Below are 13,601 nucleotides of genomic sequence, written 5' to 3'. Positions count from 1 at the left end.
CGGCCTTCGGTCAGCCTGCCCATCGTCGCCCTGAGGCTGTCGAGCAGCGCCGGGTCGGGCTTCCAGCCCGGCGTCGGCTCGAACGGCCGGGGCATGGGCCGGCCGCCGATGGCCCGGGAGCTGCTGCCACCGCGTTCAGGGGTTTCGTCGTCGTGCATGTCTCACACTCCCTCGCCCTCCGGGGCCAGTCCCTTGGCCTGCTCGATCTGGTCACCGGTCACGGGTTTCGGCGCGCACCGGCCGGGGTGCGGCGCCTTGTCGTCCAGGTAGTGGAGGGAGAGGTTGCGCCTGGGGTCGTACGCCGGCTGGGTCTGGCCCTTGTTGTATTTGTCCTCGTCGTAGAACTCGGGGACCGTGCACGGGACGTCGAAGGTGAACCTCGGTGTGAACCCCGGCGGGATCGGCGGCGCGTGGTCGTTGATCAGGGACGGCGGGACCGGCGCGCCGGGCTCCAGCCCGTCGGAGGCGACCATCTTCAGGTAGCGGTAGACCACCTGCCACATCTGCTGCAACGCGGCGTTGTTGGGCCGTCCCGAGCCGTCGTCGTGGTAGGCGGGGTCCGACTCCGGGATTCTGGGCGCCGCGTTCCCGTACACGGCCTCCATCGTGTCGATCAGCGCCTCGCACAGATGCTCGGGCAGGGGCTCGGAGTCCAGGTCGAAGAGCTGGCAGCGCACCGGTCCGGAACGCGATGCGGAAATGCAGCGCGGAGGTCCCGTATTCACCGTAGAACGGCCCGTTGCCGAACCGGCCGAGGTAGTTCAGCGCGTCCATGTGGTTCTCGGCCAGGTGATGGCGCTGCCAGTGCAGCCGGAACGGCCCTCCGGTCTTGGCGTTCGTCCATGCGTGCCCGACGGCGTCCGTGGCGCAGTGCGACATCCACCCGAGCACGAAGGCCATTCTCGCCTCGGCGTCGTCGACGCTTTCCTGCCGCTCCTCGTCGGTGTTCCCGTCGGGATGGGCACGGTCCCGCACCGCGATTCCACGAGCAGATTGAGCGTCTCGCCGAGCTGGGCGCTCAGCCCGCCCGTCAGCTGTGCGGACAGGTCCTGGTCGTTGGCCGCGATCGGGTCGATCCACCGCTCCCAGTGGCGGAGAAACACCTCGTCGACGAGTTCCCACACGTCGAGCCCGACGTCGACGAGCTCGCGCAGGCCGCGCCCGGGAGCGCCGGCGAAGTCGGGCAGCAGATAGAACGGGTCGGGCCCCAATGCGCCGGCGGCCAGATAATTACGCCATTTGTGCGCCGTCTCCCCCAGTTGCCGCGCCTCGGCGGCAGGCAGCGGAAAAATCCGGTGGAATATCACCTGCGCGCAGCCGGTCCGCCGCCAGCCGGGCGGACTCCAAATGGACATACCACCCCGGCATGAAATCCCCTCCACCGTCGATTCCCCACCATCATCACCGCCCGTTTTGGCCGGTCCAGCCATCAAACGCTGCCCTGGCGGTGACATTTCTTACCGGGGAACTCGGCCATGACGCCGGTCAAGTTCTTTATGGCGATCATGCGGCGGCGGAATGCCCTGCGTACGGCGGGCCGCGCGGCCCGCCGTACGCAGGGCCTCGTCCCTGGATCGGTTCCGGGTTTGTCAAAGGGGCGGATCCCCGCACGGAGGGAGCTGGAGACTAGCCCAGCTCGACGGGCACCTGGTGGCGCCCGGCAAGGATCTCGTGGTAGATGGCGTCCCAGAGCGCGATGCGCGCCCGCAGCGCCGTGTTGACGGTGTCGGCGCACTGCATCCACTTGCGGTCGTCGTCACCGCACAGGTCGATGAGCATGCGCATCGCCATGGGCGTGTGCTCGTCGGCGTCCACCTCGATGTGGCGGGCGAGGTAGTCCTTGAAGTGGGCGAGCTTGCCGCCGTGGTCGTCGATGCGGATGACCTGTTCAAACATATCCGGGATGAGGTCTTCGCGGCCGAAGGCGAACGCGGCGGCCTGGCAGTGCACGGGGGCGCCGTCCAGGATGCGCCATGTGGTCCCGACGAACTTCGCGGCCGCCTGAGGAATGGACGGAGCCTTGAGGGCCACGGGCACCGAGGTCCCGCCGCGCAACCGCGCGATGAACGACTCCATCGGCTTGGCGTCCGCTCCGGCCTGCCGCATGCCCTCGAGGTAGAGCTCGAAGTGGCTGATGTACCCTTCGCCGAGCTCGTCGCTCTCCTCGACCAGGACGATCTCGTTGATCAGGCGGCGGCAGGCGCTGGGGCCCGAGGGTACCCACGGGACCCGGACACAGGTCAGCTGCAACTGCAGGCTCTTGAGCAGCGACATGAAGTCCCAGACCGCGAATACGTGGTGCTCCATGAAGGTGGCGACGTCGCCTATTTCCTTCATGGAGAGGTAGACATCGTGTGCGAGCACTTTGCGGCGTATCGGCTCTATTGATTTCTTGAGCGCGATCAACCCCGCATGATCGTGGTCGAAATGATAACGCGACAACGCCATAAGACCTCCTCGGGCCGCTGTGGGTGGGTGCCACTCCGAGGATGCGCCGGGCGCGGTATCGCCACAAGGAACATGAATCCACTGGGGGCCCTTACCTCATGTCAATCGCCCGGTTCGCGCGAGCATATCCGGCCGCGGATAATTGCTGGTGACGGTCCGGTATACCCTGCTGGGATGACGGCAGAGCGACCGATGCCCACCCAGGACGACGTGCTCGGATATTTCAACACGCTGTCGAACTGGGGACGGTGGGGCGACGACGACGAGCTCGGCACTCTCAACCACATCACCGACGACGTCCGGCTGGCCGCGGCGCGGGCCGTGCGCCACGGCAGGAGCGTGTCGTGCGCGTGGGAGGTTGCCGTGCCGCGGGACATGGAGCGGTCGACGACGACGTGCCCGTGCGCCGCCGACATGCCGGGTGCCGAGGACATGCCGGTGGCCGCGTTCCACGCCGACCGGCGCTGGGGCTTTTCCTCCGAGCGGCTCGGCATCACCTTCCACGGCAACACCCTCACCCACCTCGACTCTCCGTGCCACCTCTACTGGGACGGCACGATGTACAACGGGCGGTCGCACACGCTGGTCGAGGCCGCGACGGGCTCGGCGTGGGCGGCGGTCACGGCGGCGGCCGACGGGATCGTCACGCGGGGCGTCCTGCTGGACATCGCGAGCGTGCGGGACGTGCCGTGGCTGGAGCCGGGGCAGGGCGTGTTCCCCGCCGATCTCGAGGAGGCCGAGCGCCGCCAGGGCGTGCGGGTGCGCCCCGGCGACGCGGTGCTCCTGCGCACCGGCCATGGCCGCGCCCGGCACGAGAGCGGTCCGGCCGGCGGTTTCACGCAGGCCGGCTGGCACGCGTCCTGCCTGCCGTGGCTGCACGAGCGGCAGGTCGCGCTGATCGGCGCCGACACCCCCCAGGACGTTCAGCCGTCGGGGTACGAAGACGTGCTGATGCCGGTGCACGCCGTGAGCCTGGTCGCGATGGGCCTGTGGATGCTCGACAACTGCGACCTGGAGGCGTGCGCGGCGACGGCCGCCGAGCTCGGCCAGTGGGACTTCCACCTGGCGGTCGCGCCGGTCCGCTTCGCCGGTACCTCCGGCAGCCCAGTCAACCCGATCGCCACCTTCTGACCCGGCTCACGCGAAGACCCCGCCCTCCACGAGGATGAGCAGGCCGATGTTGTCACCGCCGTTGGCGAAGGCGACCGCGGCCACCTCCAGCGCCCCGGGCCCGCCCGCCCGCTCCCGCGGCGCCTCGTCGCCGTCGCCGTCGCCGTCGCGGCGGTCCTTCCACGTCTGCCAGGCGGCCTTGACGCCGAGGGCGAGGGGCAGCAGGCCGAGGTAGGGCAGGACCGGGGCGGGCAGGAAGGTGGCGCCGAAGGCGGCGGCCACCGCCACGGCCACGATCGCGAGGAACCCGAGATATTGCCCGGCCACGATGCGGACGGCGGCGCCCCGCCGGCCGGCTCCCTGAGCGAAGAACAGGGCCAGGATCACGAGATCGTCGAGGTTGGTGACGGCGAACAGTCCGGCTGCCTGCCCGATGATGCCCAACATGCTCTCTTCCGGTGAGATGTCCTAGGCGAGAGTAGCGGCCGGGCCGTGAGAGCGTACCGTCGGATGAGCGAGCCCGATCATGGGACCCGCAAGTGGCTGTTCGGGCCGCGCGGCACGGGGTTCGTGCGGGGCCGCGCCACGGCCTGGCAGCGTGCGCCCGAGCTTCACCAGCTTCTCCGAGGCGGGCCTGACCGGCGGGCTGAACGACCGCGCGCCCGCCGACGGACCCGCACACCCGGCGGCTTCCCCTTGGAGACGGTGGTCAAGGCGTTCGCCGCCCTGCGCCGCTGACGATCGTCATCCTGCCGTGCTCTCGCGGACGATCAGGCGGTGCGGGGCGCAGAGGTCCTGCGGGGGTTCGGGGCCGGTGGCGGCCAGGCGGGCGGCCAGGAGGCCGACCGCGGCTTCGGCGATGTGCGTCTTGTCCGGGGCGATGGTGGTCAGCGTGGGGGTGGAGAAGCGGCCGTCCTCGATGTCGTCGAAGCCGATCAGGGCGACGTCCTGAGGAACCCGCACGCCGCGGGAGAGCAGGGTGCGCAGCGCGCCCAGGGCGAGGGTGTCGTTGAAGCAGAAGACGGCGTCCGGGGGGGTGTGCGTCAGCAGGCGGGCCATGGCTTCCGCGCCGTCGGCGCGGTGGTAGTCGGAGACGCCGGCGACCGCGTGCTCGGACATGCCGGCGTCCGACAGCGCCTGGCGGAAGCCACGCAGGCGCTGTTCCGCCGTGGCTGCGCGGGCGGCGCGCTGGGCTCCTATGGCGGCGATGCGGCGCCGGCCCAGGCCGATGAGGTGGGTGGTGGCCAGGTGGGCGGCGGCGACGTTGTCGACGGCGATGTGGTCGAGCGTGCCGCCGCCGACGCGCTCGCCCAGCAGGACCATCGGGGTCTGGTCGGTGCGCGCCCGCACGTCCTCGGGGGTGAGGGCGAGGGGGCTGAACAGCAGGCCGTCGATGAGCTGCGCGCGGATGCCGGACATGACCAGCTGTTCCTTGTCGCGCTCGCCCTGGGTCTGGTCGATGAGGACGGTCCAGCCGCGCAGGTCGGCCACCTCGATCACCTTGGTCGCCAGCTCGGAGAAGTAGGGGATCGACAGGTCGGGCACGGCCAGCGCGATCACGCCTGAGCGGCCGCTGCGCAGGTTGCGGGCGGAGAGGTTGGGCTGGTAGCGGAGTTCGGCGATGGCCGCCTCGACCCGGGCGCGGGTGTCCGGGCGGACGTGGGGATAGCCGTTGACGACGTTGGAGACGGTCTTGATGGACACGCCCGCGTGTTCGGCGACGTCTTTCAGCCTGGGCCGCATGACGGCACTCTACCGCGTTTACAACGATGGAATAGGCCATTTACAACGTTGCAGACAACGATGTAGAAAGGCTGCCATGACTGACGCACACCTCAGCCTGGACCCGGCCTTCGAGATCGCACCGGTCAACCGGCGCCTGTTCGGCTCGTTCGTGGAGCACATGGGCCGGTGCGTCTACACGGGGATCTTCGAGCCCGGTCATCCGAGCGCCACCCCCGAGGGCTTCCGCGGCGACGTGCTGGAGCTGACCCGCGAGCTGGGCGTCAGCGTGGTGCGCTACCCCGGCGGCAACTTCGTCTCCGGTTACCGCTGGGAGGACGGCGTCGGCCCCGACCGCCCGACCCGGCTCGACCTGGCCTGGCGGCAGATCGAGACCAACCGGTTCGGGCTCGGCGAGTTCATGGACTGGACGGCCCAGGCGGGCGTCGAGCCGATGATGGCCGTCAACCTGGGCACCCGTGGCATCCAGGAAGCCTGTGACCTGCTGGAATATGCTAACTTCCCGGGCGGCACCCACCTGTCCGACCTGAGGATCAAGCACGGGGCGGCGCAGCCGTACGGGATCAGACTGTGGTGCCTGGGCAACGAGATGGACGGGCCGTGGCAGATCGGGCACAAGACGGCCACCGAGTACGGCCGGCTGGCCAACGAGACCGCGAAGGCGATGCGGCTGGTCGATCCGGGCGTCGAGCTGGTGCTGTGCGGGAGCTCCAACTCCCAGATGCCGACGTTCGGAGCGTGGGAGGCGACCGTGCTGGAGCACGCCTACGACGCGGTCGACTACGTCTCGCTGCACGCCTACTACGAGGAGGACGGGGACCTCGTCAGCTTCCTGGCCGCCGCGGCCGACATGGACCGGTTCATCTCCTCCGTGGTCGCGACCGCCGACCACGTGAAGGCGCGGCTGCGCCGTACCAAGAAGATGATGTTGTCCTTCGACGAGTGGAACGTCTGGAACCAGGCCCGCTACGAGGGGCGCGAGCAGGGCGGCTTCGAGGAGGCGCCCGCGCTCATCGAGGACACCTTCACCGCGGCCGACGCCGTGGTGGTCGGCGACTTCCTCGTCACGCTCCTGCGCCACGCCGACCGGGTGAGCGTGGCCTGCCAGGCGCAGCTCGCCAACATCATCGCGCCCATCCGCACCGCGCCGGGCGGTCCCGCCTGGCGCCAGACGATCTTCCACCCGTTCGCGCTGACCGCCCGCCACGCGCGGGGGACGGTGCTGCGGGTGGAGCCGCGCTCGCCGCTGCTCGACACCGCGAGGTACGGCGAGGCCGCGCAGTTGTCCGCCGTGGCCACCCTCGACGACGAGGGCGTCACGCTGATCGCGGTCAACAGGAGCGCCCACGAGGCCCTGGACCTGACCGCCGACCTGCGCACCCTGGGGCGGCTGAAGCTCGCGCAGACCCACCTGCTGGAGGCGGGCGCCGATCCGCATGCCACCGAGGCGGCCGTCGTTCCGCTCACCAACGCGCAGCTCGACGGGGGACAGTTGCGCGCCCTGCTCCCGGCCGCGTCCTGGAGCCTGATCCGTCTCGCCTTCACCGGGAGCTGACCTCCTATGAAACGCCTGCTCGCCCTAGCCGTCGTCGCCGCACTCCCGCTGACCGCCTGCGGGTCTGGGGATAAGTCCGAAATATCCGGTAAATCGCGGCAAGTCACCCTCACCTTCTGGAACGGCTACACCGGCCCCGACCGCCCGGCGCTCGAGGCGCTGGTCAAGAAGTTCAACGACACGCATCCCGGCGTCCGCATCGAGATGAACATCATGACCTGGGACGTGCTGTTCCAGAAGCTGCTGCCCGCCTTCACCAGCGGCAACGGCCCCGACCTCGTCGCCTTCGACGACGCGCACATCGGCCGCTTCGCCGCCAAGGGCGTGCTGGCGCCGCTCGACGACTGGTACACCGAGGAGCAGAAGGCCAGCCTGGTCAAACCGGCCGTCGAGGCCACGGTCTTCAAGGGCAAGCACTACGCGGTGCCCATGACGTTCACGCCGATCCTCATGTACTACAACAAGAAGCTCTTCAAGGACGCCGGTCTCGACCCCGCCAAGCCGCCGGTCACCTGGCGGGACTGGCAGGCGGCGCTGAAGAAGCTGACCAAGGACACCAACGGCGACGGCCGCCCCGAGCAGTACGGCACCGCGCTGCCCGACCACCAGACCATCCAGGTCTGGCCGATCCTGCTGTGGGGCAACGGCGGCGACCTGCTCTCGCTCGGCAGCCCGCAGTCGGTGCAGGCGGTCCAGCAGTGGAGCGACCTCATCGTCAAGGACCGGATCTCACCCACCGGCCTCGGCGGCGCGGACGCCGACAAGCTCTTCCAGACCGGCAAGGCGGCCACCAACATCACCGGCCCGTGGATGACCACCGGCTTCAAGGAGGCCGGGCTGGACTTCGGCGTCGCGATGGTCCCGGCGGGCCCCGCCGGTCCGGTGACGCTGGCCGGCGCCTCCTCCTTCGTGGTGAACGCCGAGGCCGGCGAGGCCAAGCAGAAGGCGGCCAGGGAGTGGTTCACGTTCTGGAACTCCAGGCAGTCGCAGATCGAGTGGTCCAACGGCTCCGGCTTCCCCGGCGTCCGGACGGACGTCACCCCCGCCGACACCAAGGCCAACCCGTACGTGGCCCAGTTCGCCGCCCACTCGGCGAAGGCGCGTGTCCTGCTGCCCGGCCAGGCCGAGTTCCGCAAGATTTACGAGGAGATCTTCGAGCCGGCCATCCAGCGGGTGACCACGGGCAAGACGCCCGCCCCGCAGGCCCTTGACGAGGCGGCCAAGGCGATCACGGCGGTAGCCGGCCCATGAGGGCCCGCCGTACGGCGACCGCGTACGCCTTCCTCGCGCCGACCCTGATCGTGGCCGGGGTGTTCATGGTCTGGCCCATGCTCCAGTCGCTGGCCGACTCCTTCTACGACAAGTCCATCGGCCCCGGTCTCTTCGTGGGGCTCGGCAACTACGCGAAGCTGCTCGGCGACCCGGCCTTCCTGGTCGCGCTGCGCAACACGGTGTTCTACGCGGTCGTGGCCACGCCCGCCGCGGTCGCCCTGGCCCTGGGCCTGGCGCTGCTGCTCAACGGCCGGGTCCGGGGGCGCGGGTTCTTCCGCTCCGCGTTGTTCCTGCCGTCCGTGGTCTCGCTGGGCGTGGTGGCGATCGCGTGGAAGTTCCTGCTCGATCCGGACATCGGGCTGGTCACGTACTGGTTGCGCGGTCTCGGCGTCAACGTGGGCGACGGGGTGCGCGACGCGGACGTGGCCATGTGGTACCTGATCGGCGTCGGCGTGTGGAAGAACACCGGCTTCTACATGGTCATGTACCTGGCGGGGCTGCAGACCATCCCGCGCATGTACTACGAGGCCGCCACGATCGACGGCGCCGGGCCGTGGCAGCGCTTCCGCAAGGTGACCTGGCCGCTGCTGGGGCACACCACGATGTTCGTCTTCATCATCGCCGCGATCGCCGCGCTTCAGGTCTTCGACCAGATCTTCGTCATGACGCGCGGCGGGCCGCACTTCGCCACCGAGTCCCTGGTCTACCTCGTCTACCGCAAGGGCCTGCAGGACTTCGAGTTCGGCTACGCCTCGGCGATCGCCTGGGTGCTCGTGCTGATCGTGTTCGTGCTGTCGCTGGCGCAGAACGTGTTCTTCAGCCGCCGGGCGGTGAGGTTCTAGTGCGAGTCCTGAAATATGGGGCTTTGCTGGTGGGTGCGGCGCTTGTTCTGCTGCCGCTGGTCTGGATGGTCGTGGCGTCGATCACGCCCGAAGCCGCGATCGTGCGTTATCCGCCCTCGCTGCTGCCCGGCGGCTTCACCACCGACCACTACACGCAGATCTGGGACCGGATCCCCTTCGGCCGGCAGTTCCTCAACACGGTCGTCTTCGCCGGCGGCGTGACGGCGGTCTCGCTGCTGCTGGACTCCCTGGCCGCCTACGCCCTGGCCAGGATGGACTTCCCCGGCAAGAACGCGGTGTTCATCCTCATCCTGCTCCTTCTGATGATCCCGCCGCAGGTCACGCTGGTGCCGTTGTTCCAGTTGCTCAGCGATCTGGACTGGATCAACACCTATCAGGGGCTGATCGTGCCGCGGGCGACGAACGCCTTCGGCATCTTCTTCCTGCGCCAGTACTTCCTGACGATCCCGCGCGAGCTCGACGAGGCCGCCCGCATCGACGGCTCGTCCGAGTTCGGCATCTACCGGCGGGTGATCCTGCCGCTGTCCGGGCCCGCGCTGCTCACGCTGGGCCTGTTCCACTTCATGTACAACTGGAACGACCTGCTCTGGCCGCTGGTGTTCACCACGGACACCGACATGCAGACGCTGCCCGCGGGGCTGGCGCTGTTCATGGGCGAGCACGTCATCGAGTACGGGCTGCTGATGGCCGGCGCCGTGCTCACCCTCCTGCCGATGGTCGTGGCGTTCCTGCTCGTCCAACGGCGCTTCATCGAAGGCATCGCAACCACTGGAATGAAGTAGGGACCACCCATGGTGAAGCACGTCCTGGCCTGCCTAGCCCTTTTATCCGGAAATATCACCCTGCTCGGTGCCGCCAACACCATCTCCGTAGACGCGAGCAAGCCCATCGGCGTCGTCCAGCCGGCCGTCACCGGCCAGATGATGGAGTGGGCCTCCGACTCCATGAACAACGCCTGGGCCGAGAAACTCGCCAACCGCTCCCTGGAGACCGAGCCCGCGCGCAGCACCCTCTACGACGGCTTCGAGACCGCCGACCGCTCGAAGTGGACCCCCGCCAGCCTGGACGGCGCCCCGGCCGGGACGTTCACCGCCTCCGGCGGCACCGCGGCCATCACCGCCGCCCAGCCCGGCCGCTTCGGCATCCTGTCCAACCCGGTCCCCGACAGCCGCTACGCCACCGTCAGCGTGGAGACGAGGATCGTCTCCGCCACCGGCGCCAACGCGATCCTCAGCATCTACGGCGGCTCCGGAGCGTTCACGAACTACGCCGAGTTCGCCGTCGAGGGCGGCGTGCTGAAGGTCTTCGCCGACGGCCGCCCCACCTGGACGGGCGGCGCCGCCACCACCCCCGCGGTCCTGCGCGTCGACGTCTCCGGGCTCGACGGCACCGCCCGCACGCTGCGCTTCTTCCACAACGGCACCCTCGTGCACACCCTGACGGGCTTCACCGCCCTGCCCGGCGACTATCGGGCCTTCCTGTACGGCTGGAGCGGCACGGTCACCGCCGACTACCTCACGCTCACCCCGGACGGCACCTACGACTCCTTCTCCGGCGGCGCCCTGTCGCCCCGCTGGGCCCCGGCCCGCCTGGAGGGCTCGGCCGACGGCAGCGTGAGCGTGGGCGGCGGGCGCGCCACCGTGACCGGCGGCGCGCAGTCCCGCTACGGCCTGCTGTCCGGCCCCATCGCCAACAGCTCCGTCGACTGGACGACGATCGAGACCAGGCTCGACGGCGTGACGGGCACGAACGGCCTCATCAACGTGTACGGCGGCGCCGGCGGCTTCGAGCGCTTCATGGAGTTCGGCGTCGAAGGCGGCGTGGCCAAGGTCTTCACCAGCGACGGCACCGGCAACTGGACGGGCGGCACGGTCACCCTGCCGGCCACGCTGACCGTGCAGGTCAGCCCGTACTGGTCCAACGGCAGGCTGTTCAGGTTCTTCGTCAACGGCACGCGCGTGCACGAACTGGCCACCCGCACCGACGTCCCGCATCAGGACTTCCGCCTCTTCCTGTACGGCTTCGGCGCCTCTTCCACCGTGTGGGACGAGGTCAAGGTCAGTCAGGTGCACATGCTCGACCGCTGGGACAACCACTTCGAGGGCGGCGGCGTCTCGGGCGCCTGGACGCCGACGACGCTGCAGGGCGGCTGGGGCAGCGCGGGCACGGCGAACAGCCAGATGACGATCAACGGCGCGGCCGGCGGCCGCTACGGCATCATGTCCCAGCCGATCGTCGAGAGCGACGTCCAGACCTACGCGGTCGAGGCCAAACTCGACTCCTACACCGGCGTGAACGGCCTGCTCAACCTGTACGCGGGCAGCGGACGCGGCGATTTCTCGAAATATCTGGAATTCGGGGTCGAGGCGGGCACCCTGCGCGTCTTCGGCGACGGGGTCACCCCGTGGACGGGCCCGGCGATCTCGCTCCCCGTCACCCTGCGCATCGAGGTCGGCGCCACGGTCTCCTTCTTCGCCAACGGCCGCCTCGTCCACAGCCTCCCCAAGCCCGCCGTCCTGCAGAACACCGAATACCACGCCTTCCTGTACGGCTACGGCACCAGCGTGACCAAGTGGGACTACCTGACCTGGTGGCGCACCGACAACGCCTGGCGGCCCGACGGGCACACCGACGTGGCCACGTACACGCGCGAGCGCACCGCCTTCAACGGCAGCTACGCCCAGCGCCTCGACGTCCAGCACACCACCGGCCGCAGGGGCATCAGCCAGGGCGGCATCGCCGTCACCGCGGGCCGCGCCTACGAGGTGAGCGTCTACCTCAAGCAGAGCGGCCTGAGCGCACCCGTCACGCTCGCGCTCGGCCCCGGCACCGGCGACTCCCCCGGCTACACCCCCTACGCCGGCGCCGCGGTCACCGGGATCGGCACCTCGTGGTCCAAGCACACGGTCACCCTCACCCCGTCGGCCACCGACCGCCACGCCAAGCTCTTCATCGGTACGGCCGGCACCGGAACCCTCTGGATCGACATGGCCGGCGTCATGCCCAAGGACCCGGCCGAGGTCGTGCACGGCGGCTGGCGCAAGGACTTCGCCGACCGGGTGGCCGCCCTCAAACCCGGCTCGATCCGGTGGCCGGGCGGGATCATCGCCGACAGCTACACCTTCAGCGACGGCATCGGCCCCCGCGACCAGCGCCCGCCGATGTACTACGGACAGTGGGAAGCGGGCTGGATGACCAACGACGTGGGCACCGACGAGGTGCTCGGCCTGGCCGAGGCGCTGGGCATCCCAGTGGTGCTCAACGTCAACTGGGGCCAGGGAACCGCGGCGACGGCGGCCAACTGGGTCGAGTACACCAACGGGGCCGCCGGGACCACCTGGGGGGCCAAGCGCGGCCGCCCGCCGTACAACGTGGGGACCTGGGAGATCGGCAACGAGGTGTGGGGCTCGTGGACGCCCGGCCACACCGGTGCGGCGGCGTTCGCGGCCAGTTACGTGACCTTCCGCGACGCGATGGCCGCCAAGGACCCCTCGATCACCTTCATCGGCGAGGGCGGTGACGGCACCAACAACGACCAGAGCTGGAACACCACCATGATCGCCAACGCGGGTTCCAAGCTCGACCACCTGGCGATCCACTACTACAGCCCGCAGCCGCTCCCCCAGGCGTACGACAGCGCGGCCGTCTACGCCGCCTCCGTCGGTGCGCCCGCCGTGATCGGCGACCGCATGGCGACGGCCGCGAACACGATCCTCAACGGCACCAGCCGGGACGTCAAGATCGCGGTGACCGAGCACAACGCCATGTACTTCAACGAGGAGCACCGCAGGTCGAGGACCCTGGAGGGCGCGCTGCAGGAGGCCGGGCTGCTCAACCTGTTCATGCGCAGAAGCGACGTCAACGAGGTGAACGCGGCCTCGACGCTCATGGAGTTCTGGGACGGCAGCGCCATCCGGCTGGGCAACCGGGGCAGCTTCGTCACCCCGACCTATCTGGTGCAGCAGCTGGTCGCCGACCGCCACGGCCCGCTGCTGCTGCCCACCACGGTCACGGGGCCCTCCTACAACGCCCCGGCCATGGGCAACCTGCCCGCGCGCACCGGCGTGCCGATACTCGACGTCACCTCGACCAGGTCGGCGGACGGCACGAAGCTCTACGTGTCGGTCGTCAATCGCGACCCGTCGGCCGCGCAGACGGCGGCGATCGACATCGCCGGAGCCGGGACGATCGCCCCGGTGGCCACGGTCTCGACGATCAGCTCACCCGGCTACCTCGACCGCAACACCTGGCAGCAGCCGACGGCCGTCCAGACGGCGACCACCACGACCACCGACGTGAGCGCCCACACCTTCCCCGCGCACTCGTTCACCGTCCTGACCTACGACATCGCGGCGCCGGCCGTCGCGACGCCGCTCATCGCCGGCAAGGTGACCAAGGCCGACGGCACCCCGATCGCCGGGGCGACGGTCAGCGCGGGCGGCCCCGGCGCCGTGACCGACGCCTCGGGCCACTACCGGCTGACCGCGGCCGCGGGCGTCCGCAACCTGACCGTGTCGGCGCCGGGCTACAGCACATATGTCCGCACGGCAGTGGAGGTGTCGGCCCTGGGAGCAAGCCCTCTGCCCGTCCGCCTGTCGCCCTAGCGGCCC

The 13,601-nt window shown here is 69.8% G+C and carries 12 protein-coding genes; 7 read left to right on the top strand and 5 right to left on the bottom strand.

The features are described 5' to 3' along the window. Nucleotides 1-161: 161 nt before the first annotated feature. The 3 genes from FVE25_RS04175 to FVE25_RS04165 form a co-directional block, all read right to left on the bottom strand. Nucleotides 162-677, bottom strand: a complete 516-nt coding sequence (locus FVE25_RS04175; protein WP_157245009.1) for a hypothetical protein — start codon at nt 675-677, stop codon at nt 162-164. Between the two features lie 84 nt (nt 678-761). After that, nucleotides 762-1,355 carry a hypothetical protein gene (locus FVE25_RS04170; protein WP_157245008.1) on the bottom strand — a complete coding sequence of 198 codons (594 nt, stop codon included), beginning with the start codon at nt 1,353-1,355 and terminating at the stop codon, nt 762-764. Nucleotides 1,356-1,626: 271 nt separating this feature from the next. Beyond that, nucleotides 1,627-2,364, bottom strand: a complete 738-nt coding sequence (locus FVE25_RS04165; protein ID WP_219825293.1) for a DUF3050 domain-containing protein — start codon at nt 2,362-2,364, stop codon at nt 1,627-1,629. Nucleotides 2,365-2,622: 258 nt separating this feature from the next. Here FVE25_RS04165 and FVE25_RS04160 point away from each other — a divergent pair, with 258 nt between their 5' ends. Next, on the top strand, nt 2,623-3,579 hold the full coding sequence (locus FVE25_RS04160) for a cyclase family protein (RefSeq protein WP_246266597.1): 957 nt from the start codon (nt 2,623-2,625) through the stop codon (nt 3,577-3,579). A 6-nt stretch (nt 3,580-3,585) separates the two neighbouring features. On the opposite strand, the gene FVE25_RS04155 is transcribed toward FVE25_RS04160, so the two are convergent. Continuing rightward, nucleotides 3,586-4,005, bottom strand: a complete 420-nt coding sequence (locus FVE25_RS04155) for a cadmium resistance transporter (RefSeq protein ID WP_157245006.1) — start codon at nt 4,003-4,005, stop codon at nt 3,586-3,588. A gap of 63 nt (nt 4,006-4,068) precedes the next feature. Here FVE25_RS04155 and FVE25_RS04150 point away from each other — a divergent pair, with 63 nt between their 5' ends. Beyond that, nucleotides 4,069-4,296 (top strand): hypothetical protein, encoded by a 228-nt coding sequence (locus FVE25_RS04150; RefSeq protein ID WP_157245005.1) that lies wholly within the window; start codon nt 4,069-4,071, stop codon nt 4,294-4,296. Nucleotides 4,297-4,302: 6 nt separating this feature from the next. Here the strand turns inward: FVE25_RS04150 and FVE25_RS04145 are convergent, their stop codons facing one another. Beyond that, nucleotides 4,303-5,301 carry a LacI family DNA-binding transcriptional regulator gene (locus tag FVE25_RS04145; protein ID WP_157245004.1) on the bottom strand — a complete coding sequence of 333 codons (999 nt, stop codon included), beginning with the start codon at nt 5,299-5,301 and terminating at the stop codon, nt 4,303-4,305. 76 nt (nt 5,302-5,377) lie between these two features. Between FVE25_RS04145 and arfA the strand changes: the two genes are divergently transcribed. From arfA to FVE25_RS04120, 5 genes are read left to right on the top strand one after another with little or no spacing between them, the layout of a single operon-like run. Next, complete coding sequence (gene arfA / locus FVE25_RS04140; protein WP_157245003.1) at nt 5,378-6,856, top strand: arabinosylfuranosidase ArfA; 1,479 nt, start codon at nt 5,378-5,380, stop codon at nt 6,854-6,856. 6 nt (nt 6,857-6,862) lie between these two features. Next, on the top strand, nt 6,863-8,107 hold the full coding sequence (locus FVE25_RS04135; RefSeq protein ID WP_157245002.1) for an ABC transporter substrate-binding protein: 1,245 nt from the start codon (nt 6,863-6,865) through the stop codon (nt 8,105-8,107). Next, nucleotides 8,104-8,970 (top strand): carbohydrate ABC transporter permease, encoded by an 867-nt coding sequence (locus FVE25_RS04130; RefSeq protein ID WP_157245001.1) that lies wholly within the window; start codon nt 8,104-8,106, stop codon nt 8,968-8,970. Before FVE25_RS04135 ends, FVE25_RS04130 begins: the two co-directional genes overlap by 4 nt. Before the next feature lie 29 nt (nt 8,971-8,999). Next, on the top strand, nt 9,000-9,773 hold the full coding sequence (locus FVE25_RS04125) for a carbohydrate ABC transporter permease (protein WP_246266595.1): 774 nt from the start codon (nt 9,000-9,002) through the stop codon (nt 9,771-9,773). Nucleotides 9,774-9,782: 9 nt separating this feature from the next. Further along, nucleotides 9,783-13,595, top strand: a complete 3,813-nt coding sequence (locus tag FVE25_RS04120) for an alpha-L-arabinofuranosidase C-terminal domain-containing protein (RefSeq protein ID WP_157245000.1) — start codon at nt 9,783-9,785, stop codon at nt 13,593-13,595. Nucleotides 13,596-13,601: the final 6 nt, after the last annotated feature.

Source organism: Nonomuraea typhae (assembly GCF_009760925.1).
Taxonomy (GTDB): Bacteria; Actinomycetota; Actinomycetes; order Streptosporangiales; family Streptosporangiaceae; genus Nonomuraea; species Nonomuraea typhae.
This window is presented reverse-complemented; position numbering and strand designations above follow the sequence as displayed.

What these genes read in the sequence shown, in the direction of transcription:
- FVE25_RS04145 (WP_157245004.1), bottom strand. Translation starts at nt 5,301, where the DNA reads ATGCGGCCCAGGCTGAAAGACGTCGCCGAACACGCGGGCGTGTCCATC.
- FVE25_RS04130 (WP_157245001.1), top strand. Translation starts at nt 8,104, where the DNA reads ATGAGGGCCCGCCGTACGGCGACCGCGTACGCCTTCCTCGCGCCGACC.
- arfA (WP_157245003.1), top strand. Translation starts at nt 5,378, where the DNA reads ATGACTGACGCACACCTCAGCCTGGACCCGGCCTTCGAGATCGCACCG.
- FVE25_RS04170 (WP_157245008.1), bottom strand. Translation starts at nt 1,355, where the DNA reads ATGTCCATTTGGAGTCCGCCCGGCTGGCGGCGGACCGGCTGCGCGCAG.
- FVE25_RS04120 (WP_157245000.1), top strand. Translation starts at nt 9,783, where the DNA reads ATGGTGAAGCACGTCCTGGCCTGCCTAGCCCTTTTATCCGGAAATATC.
- FVE25_RS04155 (WP_157245006.1), bottom strand. Translation starts at nt 4,005, where the DNA reads ATGTTGGGCATCATCGGGCAGGCAGCCGGACTGTTCGCCGTCACCAAC.
- FVE25_RS04160 (WP_246266597.1), top strand. Translation starts at nt 2,623, where the DNA reads ATGACGGCAGAGCGACCGATGCCCACCCAGGACGACGTGCTCGGATAT.
- FVE25_RS04150 (WP_157245005.1), top strand. Translation starts at nt 4,069, where the DNA reads ATGAGCGAGCCCGATCATGGGACCCGCAAGTGGCTGTTCGGGCCGCGC.
- FVE25_RS04135 (WP_157245002.1), top strand. Translation starts at nt 6,863, where the DNA reads ATGAAACGCCTGCTCGCCCTAGCCGTCGTCGCCGCACTCCCGCTGACC.